At 58.1% G+C, this 15352-nt stretch carries 14 protein-coding genes; 7 read left to right on the top strand and 7 right to left on the bottom strand.

Annotated elements, in window-relative coordinates; translation table 11 throughout:
• Positions 1-214 precede the first annotated feature (214 nt).
• The 3 genes from VF694_RS11010 to VF694_RS11000 are packed head-to-tail and all read left to right on the top strand — an operon-like array spanning position 215 to position 3471.
• Positions 215-820 (top strand): HutD/Ves family protein, encoded by a 606-nt coding sequence (locus VF694_RS11010; protein ID WP_131071063.1) that lies wholly within the window; start codon positions 215-217, stop codon positions 818-820.
• A 3-nt stretch (positions 821-823) separates the two neighbouring features.
• A complete protein-coding gene (gene hutI / locus VF694_RS11005; RefSeq protein WP_131071064.1) occupies positions 824-2053 on the top strand; it encodes an imidazolonepropionase in 1230 nt (409 codons plus the stop codon).
• Positions 2050-3471: a formimidoylglutamate deiminase gene (locus VF694_RS11000; RefSeq protein WP_336579992.1), complete on the top strand. Its 1422-nt coding sequence runs from the start codon at positions 2050-2052 to the stop codon at positions 3469-3471. The genes hutI and VF694_RS11000 overlap by 4 nt, the downstream gene beginning before the upstream one ends.
• 207 nt (positions 3472-3678) lie before the next feature.
• Here VF694_RS11000 and hutH read toward each other — a convergent pair whose 3' ends face one another.
• A complete protein-coding gene (hutH, locus tag VF694_RS10995; protein WP_003805206.1) occupies positions 3679-5214 on the bottom strand; it encodes a histidine ammonia-lyase in 1536 nt (511 codons plus the stop codon).
• An 18-nt stretch (positions 5215-5232) separates the two neighbouring features.
• Entirely contained in the window at positions 5233-6963 is a 1731-nt protein-coding gene (gene hutU / locus VF694_RS10990; RefSeq protein ID WP_440164358.1) for a urocanate hydratase, read from the bottom strand.
• Between the two features lie 280 nt (positions 6964-7243).
• Here hutU and hutC point away from each other — a divergent pair, with 280 nt between their 5' ends.
• Positions 7244-7975 carry a histidine utilization repressor gene (gene hutC / locus VF694_RS10985; RefSeq protein ID WP_003805211.1) on the top strand — a complete coding sequence of 244 codons (732 nt, stop codon included), beginning with the start codon at positions 7244-7246 and terminating at the stop codon, positions 7973-7975.
• Between the two features lie 178 nt (positions 7976-8153).
• Here the strand turns inward: hutC and VF694_RS10980 are convergent, their stop codons facing one another.
• The gene (locus tag VF694_RS10980; protein WP_003805212.1) at positions 8154-9008 is read right to left on the bottom strand and encodes an AraC family transcriptional regulator; all 855 of its coding nucleotides are present in this window, start codon (positions 9006-9008) and stop codon (positions 8154-8156) included.
• Between the two features lie 132 nt (positions 9009-9140).
• Between VF694_RS10980 and VF694_RS10975 the strand changes: the two genes are divergently transcribed.
• A complete protein-coding gene (locus VF694_RS10975; protein WP_003805221.1) occupies positions 9141-9695 on the top strand; it encodes a GNAT family N-acetyltransferase in 555 nt (184 codons plus the stop codon).
• A 256-nt stretch (positions 9696-9951) separates the two neighbouring features.
• Here the strand turns inward: VF694_RS10975 and VF694_RS10970 are convergent, their stop codons facing one another.
• Positions 9952-10086 carry a DUF2938 family protein gene (locus VF694_RS10970; RefSeq protein WP_003805223.1) on the bottom strand — a complete coding sequence of 45 codons (135 nt, stop codon included), beginning with the start codon at positions 10084-10086 and terminating at the stop codon, positions 9952-9954.
• A 409-nt stretch (positions 10087-10495) separates the two neighbouring features.
• On the opposite strand from VF694_RS10970, the gene cml reads away from it, so the two are divergent.
• Positions 10496-11695, top strand: coding sequence for a CmlA/FloR family chloramphenicol efflux MFS transporter (gene cml / locus VF694_RS10965; RefSeq protein ID WP_440164357.1), 1200 nt, complete (start codon positions 10496-10498; stop codon positions 11693-11695).
• Positions 11696-11868: 173 nt separating this feature from the next.
• Here the strand turns inward: cml and VF694_RS10960 are convergent, their stop codons facing one another.
• From VF694_RS10960 to VF694_RS10950, 3 genes are read right to left on the bottom strand one after another with little or no spacing between them, the layout of a single operon-like run.
• Positions 11869-12357, bottom strand: coding sequence for a GNAT family N-acetyltransferase (locus tag VF694_RS10960; protein WP_003805227.1), 489 nt, complete (start codon positions 12355-12357; stop codon positions 11869-11871).
• A 19-nt stretch (positions 12358-12376) separates the two neighbouring features.
• Positions 12377-13408, bottom strand: a complete 1032-nt coding sequence (locus VF694_RS10955; protein ID WP_440164356.1) for an LLM class oxidoreductase — start codon at positions 13406-13408, stop codon at positions 12377-12379.
• 12 nt (positions 13409-13420) lie between these two features.
• On the bottom strand, positions 13421-14044 hold the full coding sequence (locus VF694_RS10950; protein WP_003805232.1) for a glutathione S-transferase family protein: 624 nt from the start codon (positions 14042-14044) through the stop codon (positions 13421-13423).
• A 145-nt stretch (positions 14045-14189) separates the two neighbouring features.
• On the opposite strand from VF694_RS10950, the gene gcvA reads away from it, so the two are divergent.
• Positions 14190-15074 carry a transcriptional regulator GcvA gene (gcvA, locus tag VF694_RS10945; protein WP_440164355.1) on the top strand — a complete coding sequence of 295 codons (885 nt, stop codon included), beginning with the start codon at positions 14190-14192 and terminating at the stop codon, positions 15072-15074.
• Positions 15075-15352: the final 278 nt, after the last annotated feature.

Raw genomic sequence — 15352 nt, 5'->3', positions numbered from 1 at the left:
CCGGAAAACCAGGCATCCTGCACCTTTGAATGAGTTATGACGCGGGTTTATTAGCGTATACCTTGCCACCAAGCGGCTTGCAGCGCAAGTAGCCAACGCGCATCCGCTCCGGATTTACCCTGAAAAAACAAGCTCTCGGCCCAGACAAACGTCGCGCTTTGTCTATACTTCATTATTGTATATACAATTAAAATCCGCATGGAGCCCTGCCACCATGAGCCAGCCCCACCCAAGCACTTTGTTTGGTCTGCTAACCATCAGTAAGCTGCCCGTGCAAAACTGGAAAAATGGGGGCGGCACCACACGCGAGATCCTGTGCCATCCCCCCCAAGCAGGATATGAAAGCTTTGACTGGCGCCTTAGCCTGGCCCATGTGCAGACCTCCGGTGATTTTTCCCGTTTTCCCGGTATAGAGCGCCATATCCTGCTCATCGAAGGCGAGCACATGCAGTTGATTCACAACGAACAGCGCCATGCACTGCATCCCCTCCAACCCTATGTCTTTGCGGGTGAGGACAAGGTTAGCTGCTTCTTGGCGCAGGGCCCTACCCAGGATTTGAATCTGATGGTGCGCCGGGGCCGGGCCCAGGGCCGTCTGCAGGCATGGGCGGGACGCGACACTCCTGTGCAGCTGGAGGCAGGCACGCACTTTCTGTACGCACCACGCGGCGGCTATACATGTCAGGCTGGAACCGCAAGCTGGGCTCTGACCGCAGAACAGGCCCTGATCGGCTCCACCTCTGTCTCCGTCTCCTTGCAACTGACCGCCGATCATGCCGCGGCCCCGCTGGTCTACGCGTATATCGCCCCTACGGAATGACTGATGAACTACACACTCTGGACTGATTTACGTCTGGCTCCCCGCGCCGACCCCGAACACGTCATTGAGGATGCCTGCCTGGTCGAACAAGCGGGCCGCATCGTCTGGATGGGGCCCCGGCATGCACTCCCCCCCCAATGGCAACAGGCCAAACACGTACACAAGCTGGACAATCGCTGGGTCACCCCCGGCCTGATCGACTGTCACACTCACCTGGTTTACGGTGGCACCCGAGCCCAGGAATTCGCTTTGCGGCTGGCCGGAGCCTCCTATGAGGAAATAGCCCGCCAGGGAGGCGGTATTGTTTCAACGGTTCAGGCCACCCGTTGCCTGAGCGAGGAGCAACTGCTGGCCCAGTCCCTGCGTCGTCTGGATGCTTTGTTGGACGAAGGCGTGACCGCAATCGAAATCAAGTCGGGCTACGGCCTGGATCTGGACAGCGAGCGAAAAATGCTGCGCGTGGCCCGGCGTTTAGGAGAGTTGCGCCCGGTCACAGTGCGCACTACCTTTTTAGGTGCTCATGCCCTGCCCCCGGAGTTCGCAGGTCAAACCGACGCCTATGTGGATCAGGTCTGCAGCCAGATGATGCCCACCCTGGCACAAGAGGGGTTGATTGACGCTGTGGATGTATTTTGTGAACGCATCGCCTTTGATCTGAGACAGTCCGAGCACGTACTGAAAGCGGCCCAAGCCCTAAAACTACCTGTAAAAATGCATGCCGAGCAGCTCTCCAATCTAGGGGGCACAGCAATGGCGACACGCTACCGCGCCCTGTCCACCGATCATCTGGAGTATCTGGATGAAGCAGGGGTGCTCGCCATGAAAGAAGCCGGAACGGTTGCCGTACTGCTGCCCGGCGCCTATTACTTCCTGCGTGAAACCCAGTTGCCCCCGATCGAGCTGCTGCGCAAGCACGGCGTACCCATGGCCTTGTCCACCGACAGCAACCCCGGCACCTCTCCCTGCACCTCCCTTCTGTTGATGCTGAACATGGGCAGCACCTTATTCAGGCTAACGGTGCCTGAGGCCCTGGCCGCCGTCACCCATCATGCCGCCCAGGCCCTGGGAGCCCCGGACATCCGCGGAGAACTGAGCATTGGGTCCCGCGCCGATTTTGTCGCCTGGGATATCGAGTCACTGTCGGAACTGGTCTACTGGCTGGGCCTGCCCCGCTGCGCCCTGGTGGTGTACCAAGGCGCCATCAGCCGCGATCTGCGCAAGGAGTCATCATGAACCCTGTCCAACAGCATGAAGCCCTGTGGGCGCCCTGGGCCTATTTGGACGGCCACTGGCAAGCCGATGTGCTGATGCGCTGGGACATGCACGGCACGCTGACGCAGGTTCTGCCTGGAACCTGCCCGCCCGCCAAGGACGCGAGCGATAAGGTGTATCGGGCACAGGGCGCCGTGCTGCCAGGGATGCCCAATCTGCATTCGCACGCTTTTCAAAGTGCCATGGCAGGCTTGACGGAATTTCGGGGACAAGACCAGGACAGCTTTTGGAGCTGGCGCGACCTGATGTACCGTTTCGCCGCCCGTCTGGAGCCTGAACACCTGTATGCGATTGCCCACTGGCTTTACATACAAATGCTCAAGGCCGGCTATACCAGCGTCTGCGAGTTTCACTACCTGCATCACCCGCGTGAGGGAGGCCGATACAGCCCATCGGGTCTGCTGGCCCAAGGGATTCTGGAGGCGGCCAGCGCCAGCGGACTGGCGATCACCCTGCTGCCGGTGTTGTATCAGTACAGCGACTTCAGCCGCAAAGCACCGCGACCGGACCAAGAGCGCTTCCTGAACAGCCCCACGCAACTGCTGTACCTGCTGGAATCCTTGCACAGCAGCCACCCTTTGAACGTGGACCGGCGCTATGGCGTGGCGCCCCATTCCCTGCGTGCCACCGATGTGGGTTCCATCAGCACGCTGATCGACGGCCTGCATAGCCTGCCCTCCCGCCATCCGATTCACATCCATATTGCCGAGCAGATGGCCGAAGTGCTGGCGTGCCAGGAGCTCAAGGGTTGCAGTCCGGTCGCCTACCTGTACGATAACTTCAATGTGGACGAGCGCTGGTGCCTGGTTCATGCCACTCACATTGGCGAGCCGGAGCGTCAGCAAATTGCCCGCAGTGGCGCAGTGGCGGGCCTATGCCCGACAACCGAAGCCAATCTGGGGGACGGCCTGTTTCCGGCCGCTGCTTTTCTGGCCGACCATGGCCACTTGGGCATCGGATCAGACAGCCACATCTGCGTGGACTGGCGCGCCGAACTGCGTCTGCTCGAATATGGACAACGTTTAAGCCGTCAGCAACGCAACGTGCTGGCTTCGCCTCGACAGCCCTATGTCGCAGACTATTTATTTGGGACCTGCGTCCGCGGTGGGGCGCAGGCGTCAGGGCGGGCCACGGGGCAGCTTGCCCCCGAGCATCAGGCCGACCTGATGGTGATTGATCTGGCTCACCCCAGTTTGGCGGGACTGGATCAATCACATTGGCTCTCCGCCCTGGTCTTTTCAGAGCGCGCCCACACCAATCCGATTCGCGACGTATTCGTCAGTGGCAAAGCCTGTGTGATCGACGGCCAGCACCCCCAGGAGGAAACGGCGTTTGCCGCCTATCAAGACACACTGAGCCAGCTGTTGGACCGCGCCTGAAAAAACGAGCCTGAAAGCCTTACCCGGCAGGCCCTAGTCCGCGCTCGGCCCGACAGTCCTTGGCTCGCCATCGCGGTCAACAAAGCCTGGCGCAGTCGTTTTTCACTGGGTTGTCTGCCACGTCATTATGCAAAAAACCTGGCTCCGCCCATCCGGGCCAGGGCCACTGGCATGGAGACAACAAGGCTCGGGAGTACGCCCTGGACCCTAAAACAGGTCGGCCGCCGTGTCAGCCAGACTCTCGTCCAGCACCAGGGCTTTCAGGGCCTCGATATCGGGAGCCAGATAACGATCCTGATCGTAAAAAGGCACGGCCTGACGAATCGCGTCCTGCACCTTTCTCAAGCGCTCGGAAGTCAGCAAAGGAGCATGAAAATCAATGCCCTGCGCCGCACACAGCAATTCAATCGCCACAATTGCAGCGGTATTTTGTGCCATATCCTCCAGTCTGCGCGCTGCAAAGGTCGCCATGCTGACGTGGTCTTCCTGGTTAGCCGACGTAGGCAGGCTATCCACGCTGGCAGGATGTGCCAAGGACTTGTTTTCCGAAGCCAGCGCCGCCGCGGTCACATGGGCAATCATGAAGCCCGAATTCAAACCGGCAGAAGGCACCAGAAACGGTGGCAAACCGGAAATGCTGGCATCAATCAACAACGCGACTCGACGCTCTGCCAAGGCACCCATTTCGGCAATCGCCAGGGCCAGGCCGTCGGCGGCGAAGGCCACCGGCTCGGCGTGGAAGTTGCCGCCGGAAATCACCTGATCGGGCTCACCGTTCTTGCCGGGGAATACCAGCGGGTTGTCCGTGACGGCATTGGCCTCGATCAGCAAGCTGCGCTCATTTTGCGTGATGAGATCGTGGATCGCGCCCATCACCTGGGGCTGGCAACGCAAGCTGTAGGGGTCCTGCACCTTGTTGTCATTGTCCCGATGCGACTGGCGAATCTGGCTGCCAGCCAGCAGCTCCCTATACAAGCGGGCCGCGTAAATCTGTCCTGGCTGTCCACGCACCTCATGGATACGCGCATCAAAAGGCGCATCACTGCCTTTGGCGGCGTCCACACTCAAGGCTCCGGCCAAAATCGCATTGCGGAACAAGGTCTGGGTGCGGAACAAGCCATGCAATGCCAGGGCCGTAGACACTTGCGTGCCATTGATCAGGGCTAGCCCCTCCTTGGCGGCCAGCACAATCGGGGTGATACCAGCCTTGGCCAAAGCCTGCTGGGCAGGCATCCATTCGCCCTGCCACTTGGCCTGCCCTTCCCCGATCAGCGTCAAGGTCATGTGCGACAAGGGTGCCAAATCACCCGATGCGCCCACCGAACCTTTGGACGGAATGAAAGGCACCACGCCCGCATTCAGAATATCCAGCAAGGTCGTGACCACATGCGAGCGTATGCCCGAAAAGCCACGCGCCAGACTGGCAATCTTCATGGCCATAATCAGCCGTGCCACCGCATCGGAAACCGGCTCACCCACCCCTACGGAATGCGACAGAATCAGGTTCTTTTGCAGCTGTTCCAGATCGTGGTCGGGAATGCGTTGCTGGGCCAGCTTGCCAAAGCCGGTATTGATGCCATAGGCAGGATGACCTGCACGGATGATCTTGGCCACAATGGCCGAGGACGCGTCCATCGCCCCCACCGCCTCTGCCGGCAGAGTCAGAACAGTCGGTTTCTGCCAGATCTGGCGCAGTTGCGCCAAAGTCAGTGCGCCGGGAGAAAGCTCGATACTCTTGCTCATTTATCTGTCCTGTTTTTCTTACTTGATCATGGGCAGTGTCAGCCCGAAATTCTTGGCCGTTTGAATCGCCAGCTCGTAACCTGCATCCGCATGACGCATCACACCACTGGCGCAATCGTTAATCAAGACCCGCTTCAGACGGGCCGCAGCCTGCTCGCTGCCATCGGCCACGATCACCATCCCCGCGTGCTGGCTGTAGCCCATGCCCACGCCGCCGCCGTGATGCAGCGACACCCAGCTGGCCCCCCCAGCTGTGTTCAAAAGCGCATTGAGCAAAGGCCAGTCCGACACGGCATCCGTGCCGTCCCGCATGCTTTCGGTTTCGCGGTTCGGACTGGCTACCGAACCGGTGTCCAGATGGTCACGTCCAATCACAATCGGCGCTTTCAGCTCGCCCTTGCGCACCATTTCGTTAAAAGCCAAACCGGCACGATGACGCTCGCCCAGCCCCAGCCAACAAATTCGAGCAGGCAGACCCTGGAAAGCGATACGTTCCTGTGCCATGTCCAGCCAGCGATGCACGTGCTCATTGTCGGGGAACAGCTCTTTGATTTTCTGGTCGGTTTTATAGATATCTTCCGGGTCGCCCGACAAGGCCACCCAACGGAACGGGCCTTTGCCCTCGCAAAACAAGGGGCGAATATAGGCTGGCACAAAACCGGGGAAATCGAAGGCATTGGCCACGCCCTCATCAAACGCCACTTGGCGAATGTTATTGCCGTAATCCACAACCGGAATGCCCATTTTCTGGAAATCCAGCATGGCTTTTACATGGATGGCGCAAGACTGGGCAGCAGCTTGCTGAATGCGGACGTGTTGCGCCGGATCTTTCTGAGCGGCCTGCCACTGCTCCACCGTCCAGCCCGAAGGCAAATAGCCATTGAGCAGATCGTGGGCAGAGGTCTGGTCCGTCACCAGATCAGGCTTCAAACCACCGGCTTGAGCGCGTCGCACCAGTTCGGGCAGCACATCGGCGGCATTGCCCAGCAAGCCAATCGACACGGCTTCTTTAGCAGCCGTGTGTTGGGCAATCAGCTCCAGTGCATGGTCCAGATCGCGCGCCTGCTTATCCAGATAACGAGTCTGCAAACGGAAGTCGATACTGCTTTGCTTGCATTCAATCGTCAGCGATACCGCACCGGCAAAGCTGGCAGCCAAAGGCTGTGCGCCGCCCATCCCCCCCAGGCCAGCCGTCAGAATCCAGCGCCCGGCCAGCGAACCCCCAAAATGCTGACGACCTGCCTCAGCAAAAGTCTCGTACGTGCCTTGCACAATGCCCTGGCTGCCGATGTAGATCCAGCTGCCCGCCGTCATCTGTCCGTACATGAACAACCCGGCCTGATCCAGCTCGTGAAACTTCTCCCACGTGGCCCATTTGGGCACCAGATTCGAGTTGGCCAGCAGCACGCGCGGCGCATCACGGTGGGTACGGAACACGCCCACCGGCTTGCCGGACTGAATCAGCAAGGTCTGGTCATCCTCGAGTTGGCGCAGACTGGCCAGAATCTGGTCATAGCACGCCCAGTTTCGAGCCGCACGCCCGATGCCACCGTACACCACCAGATGTTGGGGGTTCTCGGCCACGGCCGGGTCCAGATTGTTCTGAATCATGCGGTACGCGGCTTCTGCCACCCAGTTCTTGCAACTGAGCTGTGTACCCGTGGGGGCATGAATCTCCCGCGCAGGATCGAAACGGGGGTCCTGGCTGGCCGTCGAAGTGTGATGATCAGGCATGGTGCTGTCCTCCATCTGAGGTGTCTCTGGATACGCGCTGGTTCTATCTGGCAGACTGTTTCCACCCAGGGAAGGCAGGTCCAAGCGCCGACAAAACAACGGTTTTCTTGTAAGCTTTTACCAATGTATAGTCATTTCCAATAGTTGTCTATACATATGCCTGCCCTGGCAGCGCCGCGAAAACAGACGGCCAGGGACACTGTCGGGGTATTAGAATCATGGCCGGTGCAGCACCCCCGATGGTTGCCTGCACAAACCCTTGAGTGTGAACACGTCCCTACAGGAAAGCATCAGCATGGTTGCCCCTTTGACGAGCAACTCGTCCTCCGAATCGGCTCTCCCCGTCTATGTACAGATCAAGAACTATGTCGTGGAAAAGATTCAGACCGGACAATGGCGGGAAGGCGATCTGATTCCCACAGAGCTAGCCTTATGTGAGCAGTTTGGCGTATCACGCATGACGGTCAACCGGGCCCTGCGCGAACTGACCAACGATGGACTGCTGATCCGCATCAAGGGTTCGGGCACGTATGTAGCCCAACCCAAATTCCAGTCCACGCTGATCGAGATACGCAGCATTGCACAAGACATACGCGAGCGCGGTCATCAACATAGCTGTCAAGTGCTGAGCATGGAGCGGCTGCAGGCCAGCCCGGCACAGGCACGCCTGTACGGCATTGCTCCGGGCGCGGCGCTGTTTCATTCCATTATTGTGCATGCCGAGAACGGCCTGCCTATCCAGTACGAAGATCGTCTGGTGGATGCGCGCATGGCACCCGACTATATGGAGCAGGACTGGAGTCAGATCACGCCTAACGAATATCTGGTGCGGGTCGCCCCCTTGCCAACCGGCTTTTACAGCATTGAAGTGCTGGTGCCACCCACCGGAATCGCACACGCCCTGCATATGAAAGAGCAGCAGCCCTGTTTGGTGATGGACCGCCGCACGTTTTCCAGTGAGCAGTTCACTACTCACGCTAGGCTCTGGCATCCTGGCGATCGCTACAAATTCACGGGACGGATGTAGGCCCCAAACCGGCGCCGCTTCGAGTTTGCTTCCCAAACATAACTCTCAAGCGCAGCGGCACCTCGCCTTCCGGGCCACACAACACCGCCATGTTCGTGCCGCACGGACCTGACACGACCCGCACCACTGGCCTGTTCGCTTGCGAACCACGCCAGAGCGGGCCTGCTCACACTCTCGATCAGCCCGGCGTGCGTTCACCTTGCGCATGCTGGCGATAACGGCTCAAAGACAGCCCGGTGTGGCGCTTGAAGTAGCGACACAGATACGAGGGGTCCCCAAAGTTGAGCTGATCGGCGATCTGCCCCATCGCCAACTGGCTGTAGGAAAGCAGCGCCTTGATTTCCAGCACCACTTGCCTGTCGATCAAGGCCTTGGGGCTGTCGTTGAAAAACTCTTTGGTCAGCTGGGACAGGTAAAACGGGGTGATATTGAGCGCATCCGCGTAAAACTTGACCTCACGATGCTGCCTGCACTGCTGTCCAACCCGTTCCCAGAACCGCCAACTGATCTGCTCCTTGCGGCTGAACGTCTTTCCGCCTTGATACTCGGGCGGAATCTGATCGGCAATCCGCAGAAAGAAATTCTGCAACTGATTGCGCAGCATGATGTGCTGATACAGCGTGCGGGTTCGCACAATCTCGCGCAGTTGCACCAGCCAAGCCGCCAGCAAGGCCCGGTCTTGTTGCGGGGGCACGCACAGTGGATGGTCATGCAGGAACACAAACAAGGCATTAGGCAATTGATACGCCACTTCTGACGCCAGGCTCTTGGGCATCAACAGGAAAAACACCTTGAAACCGCGCGAACGCTTTTTCAGCAGCGCAATCGTGTCCTCCGCCAAAACCAGCACATCATGAGGCCGTACAGGCTGATCCTTGAAGTTCAGGCTGATCAGAGCGTGGCCCGACAGGCAGATCATCAAGGTCATATAGGCATGACCAAAAGACAACGGCATGCCCATGCTGTCAGCCAGCGTTGTCTCGCCCGTCAGCCAGCCGTCTTGGGTGCTGAGTAATTGTGGAGTGTGATGCATGATGTTGTCCTGCTCTTTAGCACTCGGCACCCTGCAAGACTTGCTAAAAGTACCGAAACTACCAAGGTCCTGCTCTGTTCGCTCACGCCGCCCGCTTCTATTCTGTTTTCTGCTTCATTGTGAGTAAAGAAAATGACACTTCAAACAGAAAGACTCATTTTACGCCCCTGGCAGAACAGCGACGCCGAGGATTTGTATGTATACGCCAAAGACGAGCGAGTCGGCCCGATTGCCGGTTGGCCTGCTCATACCAGCGTTGAGGAAAGTGCCGAAATTATCCGCACAGTTTTCAATATGCCCGAAGTGTATGCCGTCGAACACAGAGACAATGGCCGGGCTATTGGATGCATTGGCATACTGATCGGCAAGAACAGCAACTTCAAGCTCAGTGAAGAAGAAGGTGAAATTGCCTATTGGATTGGCGTCCCCTACTGGGGTCAGGGCTTGATCCCCGAGGCCGTGCGCGAAGTGATGCGACACGCGTTTGAAACGCTGAAACTGAACGCACTGTGGTGCGGCTACTTTGCCAACAATACCCAATCACACCGTGTGCAGGCCAAATGCGGGTTTCGCCATCACCGCACCGAGGAAAACAAATACAACCCGTTCCTGCGAGACTACCGGACTGAACACATCAGCCGCATTACGGCCCAGGAATGGCTGGCCTTGCCCAAACAACAGGCCTAATCCCAGCCACCACCCTCCGGTCAGCTGGAATCGGCATCCTGGGACTGACTTACACACGAGAACAGCTCCTGGACTTCTTCGATGCTCAATGTCAGACCCAATCGTGACTGCAAGCACTCAGCCCAGGATGTCGCCCATCAGAAACACGACACTGCCCATGGCAAACAGACTCAGGGCAAGCAGAGAGACGGCCGACGGGAAGGTGCCGGTAGTTTTCAGATTACTCATGACAGATGCCCCAACAAATTACATCGCCTTAGGCCACTTGCTGGGTCAGCAAGGCCGCAAGGTACATGCCCAAACCGAAAATCGCGTGTGTCAGCAAACTATGCAAACGATGGGTCCAAGGCGTAGGGGTACGCGACGCAGCCAATGCCCCGCCGCCAACCATACGCAATGTCCGACATTCCCGCGCTTGCTGAAAGCCGCTGCGATCCGGGTCAGGAAGAACAAGACCGGCAGCCCCAGCGAGGCAGTGTCGCGTCTGGCCAAACCTTTGCCGGGCAAAAAACCACCAGCCATCACAAGCTGAGGCTTCAAGACCGTAAAAGCCTCCCCCTATAATGAGCAACTGTCGCGCCACATCCCTTTCAACTGGGCAGATGCCGCCATGCAGCGTTTCCCCCGCGACACATCTTCAAGCTATTTCTGTGAGGAGCCGTCTGAATGACGAGCACAAAGTCAGCAACTGAGTAAGCCGCAACAAGCTCTTGTCTTGTTGCGGCGCTCTGTACTTCCAATCCCGCTGATTGATAACAAACAGACGCCGCCCGATTCCTTTTTCGAGTGGTAATTTTGTTATGTCTTGCTCACGCTCTTCCTGGGCTCATACGCTGCCAGCCGCCTTGCTGTTGATGGCGCCTTTTGACATCCTCGCGTCCCTGGGGATGGATGTCTACTTGCCCGTCGTACCGGCCATGCCGGAGCTTCTGGGCACGACCCCAGCCCTCATCCAGCTGACCCTTAGCCTGTACATGCTGCTATTGGGTGCGGGGCAACTGATCTTTGGCCCTCTGTCGGACCGCATAGGCCGACGACCAGTTTTGCTGGCCGGAGCCGCGCTGTTCGTGCTGGCCTCAATCGCCGCCGCCTTATCCAGCACCGCCTGGGCTTTTGTAGGTTTCAGAGTGCTGCAAGCACTGGGGGCCTCGGCCACCCTGGTGGCCTTGTTTGCCACCGTACGCGATGTCTACGCCGATCGTGCCGAAGGGGTGGTGATCTACGGCCTGTTTAGCGCCATCCTGGCATTCGTACCCGCCTTGGGGCCGATTGCAGGTGCTCTGATTGCCCGTGCGGGCGGGTGGCAGGCCATCTTCCTGAGCCTGGCCGGAATGGGTCTGCTGGCCTGGCTCCACGCGCTGTTCCGTTGGCAGGAAACTCGGCCTGCCAAACCACTGCATTCACAACAGTCCGCGCTGGCCGTCTTCAAAAGCCCAGCCTTTTGGGTCTATACCCTGGGTTTCTCCACCGGGATGGGGACATTTTTCGTCTACTTCTCCACGGCCCCACGCGTCCTGATCGGACAAGCGGGTTACTCAGAAATGAGCTTCAGCCTGGCCTTTGCCAGTGTTGCCCTGGTGATGATTGCCACCACCCGCCTGTCCAAAACCTTTGTGGCCCGCTGGGGAACCGCCGGGAGCCTGAAGCGCGGCATGGGCGTGATCCTTCTTGCCACCCTCTTGCTGGCAACCGGGCAGATCTTGCTGGAACCTTCCTTTGCCAGCTTTATCCTGCCCATGTGGCTGGCCGCCATCGGCATTGTGATGACCGTATCCGTCACCGCCAATGGCGCCTTGGCTCAATTCAACGACGTGGCCGGCTCCGCCGTGGCGATCTACTTCTGCGTGGAAAGCCTGATCGTTAGCGTGATCGGTACGTTGGCAGTGACCTTATTGGATGGGGATACGGCGTGGCCGCTGGTGGTGTTTGGACTAGGGATGAGCAGTGTGGTGTTGCTTGCTTTGATGTTGCTGGAGGCAAAGAGCAAACGCGAGGTTTGAAGATAAAAAAGGGAAGGTTTTCGGTATGCCTTCCCTCCATTTGGATCACCCGCCGCCACTGTTCATGAGTAATCTCAGGAGCGAACTACGGCGGACAACAATGCAATCAAGCGTCCCCATGTCCGTAATCCCAGTTCCAAGAACACATAAGGACTGGGATTACGGGCATTAAGTCAGCAAGCCGTCCCCAAACTCAAGTCATACGTCACCCAAGCGGTTGCCTGAGCCAGACCATCGTATAGCCTTCGCGCCTGGGCATTGTCCTGCGCCGTAATCCAGCGCAGGAACGGCCAGCCTTGCTCCTTACCTGCCTGGGAGACTGCCTCAATCAAACGGCGGCCCAGCCCGCCGCCTCGCTGTTCCGGCAACACAAACAAGTCATCCAGAAAACCAGCCTCCTTGCCCAGCAAGGGCTCCGGGAAAGGACGGTAATGCGCCAAACCCAGCAGCACACCATTCGCCGTAGCTACCACCTTCCCCTGCAAAGGATGCTGCGCATCCAGCAGCCAGGACCAGGTACGAGCCAGGATCTCTTCATTCATGGGCTCTTTGTAAAACTCGGCGTACTGCCGATACAGTAGCTCCCAAGCGACCCGGTCTTGCGGCTGCAAATCCCGGATCTGAATACCACCGGCTATCGGCTGTTCTGCACGGCTAGTCATGCTTGTGTTCCCCTGTCGCTTACCATGCTGTTGCAAGGGCAGGCTGCGCCTGGTGAGAGGCAAAATGTGGCAGCACATACTCAGCCAACTCCTGGATAATTTCCGCCGCCGGTCGCTGCGCAAACTGAATACCCAAAGCAGCATGATTCACACCGGCTGCCTGCCATTCTTCCAGCAAGGTGATCAGCCCCTTGCGCCCGGTACGCAGTGTAAAACCACCGCGCAACGGTGTGCGTGGGTAATCGGGGTCATCCACCAAATCCAGCCATTCATTGGTCATGTGCGGACGGAAACCGCCATCTGGAATCCGGGCGCGCCAAGCCCGAATTTTGGCAGCCAGCTTTTGCGGACCTAGCGGTGTATGTGTGGCTTCCGGATAGGTCAGCCAGCCATCGGCATGTTCGGCGATCCATTCGGGCGACTGCCCCGAGGAGCTGGTGACAATCAAGGGAATGGAGCCATGCACAGGCTTGGGTAACAGCTCTGCGGTATCGAAGCGACCTAGCGGAGAGTCGATATCCAGTTGCCCCGCTTGCGTTAGCTGACGGAAATAGCTGACAGCCTGCGCAAAACGCTCTGCCCGTTCGGCCCGCTCCACGCCATAGGCGGGAAACTCCACGGGCCTGTCCCCGGAAGCAATACCCAGCACCAAGCGTCCACCGGACAACTGATCAATGGTGAAAGCGGATTTCGCCAGGTCGATCGGGTGACGCAGGGAGAAAATCGTGCTGCCCGTGGCCAAGGCCACCCGCTTGGTGCGAGCAGCCAGAAAAGCCAGGTAAGTAAAGGGATCGGACACCTGCCCCGCATCTCCGAAACTGGGATCATACAAGGGCACATCACGTACCCACACCGCTGCAAAATCCTGGCGGTCTATCTCCTCTACCAGCGCTGCCTGCCCGGCCAGCACACTCATATCGCCTTGATAAAAACGCAGAGGCAGGAAGATCCCCATGGTCAGACGACCCGGCGCAAACATGCGGCTATAGCCAGGGTGATTGGCAAAGGCAGGGAAAGAGGCGCCTTGAGTCAGGCTTGTTTCAATCGTCATGCTGTTTTCCCCTCAGGCGCCAGTAGCAGGTTCAGGCAAGGTGATGCCTTTACGGACTGCGGGGCGTTGGGCCACGCGATCATGCCAGGCACTCATGTGCGGGTACTGGCTGAAATCAAAGTCGATAATCCGCGCAATATGCATCCAGCCAAAATGCGCAATATCGGCAATGGAATAGTCCTGTCCCGCCAGATAAGGATGGTCTGCCAAGCGTGTATCCAGCACGGTGAACAGATCATTCACCAGACGGCGGTAGCGCTCGATGGCGGCCGGAATCTTCTCTTGCGCGAACAGCTCGAAATGCACGCGCTGGCCCAGAATCGGCCCCACGCTGGAGGAATGAAATTGCAGCCATTTGATCGTTTCCCAGCGCTGAACAGGATCTTTTGAAAGCAATTGGCCGGTTTTTCCCGCCAGATACAGCAGGATCGCGGCGGACTCGAACAGAACAACAGCTGTTTCATCATCCGTCATCACCGGGATACGCCCATGTGGATTCAGGGCCAGAAACTCCGGCTGCTTATGCTCATTCGCTTCGATACGCACGTGATGCAGGCGATACGGAAGTGCCAGCTCTTCCAGGGCGATGGTCACCTTAAAGCCGTTAGGCGAACTATCGGTGTACAGATCAATCATGGCGTGGCTCCCAAACAGAAAGTTCGCTCTTCTTTTGGATATAGATAAGCTAAACTTTAAAAATGATCCAGAAGCCCATTTTCCCCGTTTATATAGCCAAAGAAAAACGATTAAATCTGCTTGATAGATTTAGATAAACTAAACCATGAATCCTGTCTTTCCTTTACAAGCTCTGCGCGCCTTTACCGAAGTCGGACGCCACGGCAGCATCAAGCTGGCCGCCCAGGCACTAGGCGTAACCTCGGGCGCAGTCAGCCAGCAAATCCGGCTGCTGGAAGACCGTTTGGGCGTGACACTGTTTGTGCGCAGCCACCACAAAATGAGCCTGAGTCAAGCAGGTGAACAGGTCTACCCTGCCCTGCTGACGGCGTTTGACCAGATCGAACAGGCCATGCATACGCTGGAAGCCACCAAGCACAGGAAGACACTGACGATCAGCACCGTGCCTTCCTTTGCCGCTTCCTGGCTGATTCCCCGGCTGGCCGATTTCAAGCAACGCCATCCCGATATCGAAATCCGTGTGGAGGCGTCCCCCACGCTGGTGGACCTGCGTCGCGACAAAGTGGATATCGCCATTCGCCACGGCTTGGGCGTATACCCCGGCTTGCAGGCCGAGCCCTTGATGGCTCCTGTCTTGCTGCCTGTAGCCAGCCCTGCGTTGCTGCAAGACAAGCCAGTCATTCAGGAGCCAGCAGATTGTCTGGAGTGGCCACTGCTACAAGATACCGACCGGGCCGACTGGGCGCTTTGGCTGTCTGCCCACGGGGTGGAGGACGATGCGCGCGCCGATAGAGGCACAGCTTTTGAGGATGATTACCTGCTGATACGCGGCGCGATTGCGGGCCTGGGACTGGCTTTGATACCGCAAGAATATGCGCAGGATGAAATAGCCGCAGGCCGCTTGGTGCAAGTGTTGGACAAGCCCTGGCCAGCCCGCTTTGCCTACTACCTGGTGACCTTGCCCGATACGAGGCAAAAAACAGAGGTCCGTGCCTTTAGTGATTGGATAAGCGAGCAAGCCCATTCATAGCAAGGTAACCAAGCTTCTTCCTGCTGCTGCTGCTGCTGCTGCTGCTGCTGCTGTGGTGGTAACAATGACCGCTATCGCACAGCGGTAGGGAGATACAGACAGCACCTCATCGCTTCCCAATCCAGTCTCTGTAGGACCCCCACGTCAACAGCCCTCATGGCCACGTCCCCCGGCTCCAGACATTGAAAATCTGCCTGACTTCCAACAAGGAAGCATATGATTTTTTTTGAAAAAAAACCCCGTCCCAAAAGGACGGGGCCAACCTCAACAAGCAATTG

Origin of the sequence: Alcaligenes sp. Lyrl_28, from assembly GCF_051948705.1 — a bacterium.
Classification (GTDB): Bacteria; Pseudomonadota; Gammaproteobacteria; order Burkholderiales; family Burkholderiaceae_B; genus Alcaligenes; species Alcaligenes ammonioxydans.
Note: the sequence above shows the minus strand (reverse complement) of the source record. Positions and strands in the feature narration are given on the sequence as shown.